The organism is Arthrobacter sp. Y3223164 (genome assembly GCF_059091005.1).
In genome coordinates, this window is the sequence record NZ_JBNHGF010000595.1 from 1 (window position 1) to 1,215 (window position 1,215).

Annotated in this window: 1 protein-coding gene and 1 pseudogene; both read left to right on the forward strand. The window is 71.6% G+C overall.

Annotated elements, in window-relative coordinates; genetic code table 11:
* Positions 1-111 precede the first annotated feature (111 nt).
* The gene (locus tag AC5RUJ_RS16695) at positions 112-960 is read left to right on the forward strand and encodes a sugar phosphate isomerase/epimerase family protein (protein ID WP_494128951.1); all 849 of its coding nucleotides are present in this window, start codon (positions 112-114) and stop codon (positions 958-960) included.
* An 86-nt stretch (positions 961-1,046) separates the two neighbouring features.
* A pseudogene (locus AC5RUJ_RS16700) lies at positions 1,047-1,215 on the forward strand (gfo/Idh/MocA family oxidoreductase); the annotation flags it as partial.

A 1,215-nucleotide genomic window follows, 5' to 3' on the forward strand; every position in this document is an offset into this window, starting at 1 on the left:
TGACCGCCGGCCCCCCCCCGGCGGTCAGCCGGGCGGGACCGCGGCGCGGCGTCCGGCGGCAACTGGACGAGCGAGCTGCCACCAGCAGCGGCAGACAAAGGAGAAGGATCAATGGACCGGCCGATCGGCGTCAACACCTGGGTGTGGCAGTCGCCGCTGCGCGACACCGAGTTGCCCGGACTGCTGGCGAAGATCGCCGGCATGGGCTTTGACGGCGTCGAACTGCCGCTGGAGAACGTCGGCGACTTTACCGCCGGCACCGCCCGGGACGCCCTCGCGGCCACGCACCTGTTGCCCTACATCGTGGGCGCCATGGCACCCGGCCGCGAATTGGTCCTGGCCGACGCCGGGTCGGTGCAGGCAACCCAGGACTATCTGGCGGCCTGCATCGACCTGGCACACGACGTCGGCGCGCCGGCGGTGTGCGGTCCGTTCTACGCCAGCACGGGGCGGGTGTGGCGGATCGACGCCGAAGACCGAGCCACTGCGTACCGCCAGCTCCGGGAGAACCTGGCGCCGCTGGCCGCCCAAGCCGAGGCGGCCGGCGTCGTACTGGGAATCGAGCCGCTCAACCGGTACGAGACCTCGCTGGTCAACACCGTGGAACAGGCGCTCGACGCGCTGGGACCGCTGCTCGGCCACGGGGTGGGGTTGGCGCTGGACAGCTACCACCTGAACATCGAAGAACGCTCCAGCGCCGCCGCCATCCGTGCGGCCGGCGAACACCTGGTCCACCTGCAGGTGTGCGGCAACGACCGCGGGGCGCCGGGCGGCGACCAGACCGACTGGCCGGCGCTGGTCAAGGCGTTGGACGACGTGGGCTACGCCGGCCCGTTGAACATCGAGAGTTTCACTGAGGAGAACGCGGCCATCGCGACGGCCGCATCGATCTGGCGGCCGCTGGCGCCGAGCCAGGATCAACTGGCAGAGGACGGGCTGGCATTCCTGCGCAGCCTCTAACCCGTTCCCGCGTCGAGGCGCAGCCCGGGCCCGGAGGGCAGCCCATCCCGCCGCACCACCGACCGACGAGCACGAAGGAGAAGACGATGACCGCCAATCCGGAGTCGCCGCCGCTGGGGGTGGCGGTGCTGGGGCATGCCTTCATGGGCAAGGCCCACTCCAACGCCTGGCGCAACGTGTCCGCCTTCTATCCCGGCGGGCCCGCGGTGGCCCGGCGGGTGCTGGTCGGCCGGAATGCCGACGGCGTGGCAAGGG

Coding starts and splice junctions, on each gene's coding strand:
- AC5RUJ_RS16695 (WP_494128951.1), top strand. CDS start 112: ATGGACCGGCCGATCGGCGTCAACACCTGGGTGTGGCAGTCGCCGCTG.